The sequence below is a fragment of the Streptomyces doebereineriae genome, assembly GCF_031845645.1.
Taxonomy (GTDB): domain Bacteria; phylum Actinomycetota; class Actinomycetes; order Streptomycetales; family Streptomycetaceae; genus Streptomyces; species Streptomyces canus.
In genome coordinates this window covers 1-464 of record NZ_JAVREZ010000239.1, presented here as the reverse complement: position 1 = coordinate 464, position 464 = coordinate 1, and the positions used below count along the sequence as shown (strand labels likewise).

At 65.3% G+C, this 464-nt stretch carries 1 protein-coding gene; it reads left to right on the top strand.

The window, feature by feature from the left end; genetic code table 11:
• Window positions 1–464 (top strand): indole-3-glycerol phosphate synthase TrpC (locus RNB18_RS51655; RefSeq protein ID WP_311721016.1); only part of this gene is annotated, 464 nt, incomplete at both ends.

Below are 464 nucleotides of genomic sequence, written 5' to 3'. Positions count from 1 at the left end.
GCTCAACGTGATGGCTGCGTTGAAGGAACCGGGAATTGCCGTGATCGCCGAGGTGAAGCGGGCGAGCCCGTCTCGGGGTGAGCTGGCCAATATCGCCGACCCGGCTCAGCTGGCGCGGGCTTACGAGTCCGGCGGCGCGCGGATCATCAGCGTGCTCACCGAGCAGCGCAGGTTCAACGGCTCACTCGACGACCTGGACGCGGTGCGGGCTGCGGTGTCGATTCCGGTGCTGCGCAAGGACTTTATCGTCAAGCCGTACCAGATCCATGAGGCTCGGGCGCATGGTGCCGACCTGTTGCTGCTGATCGTGGCGGCGCTCGAGCAGTCAGTCCTGGAATCACTGTTGGAGCGCACGGAATCCCTTGGGATGACGGCACTCGTGGAGGTGCACACCGAAGAGGAGGCCGACCGGGCGTTGCAGGCCGGGGCCAAGGTGATCGGTGTCAACGCTCGCGACCTCAAGA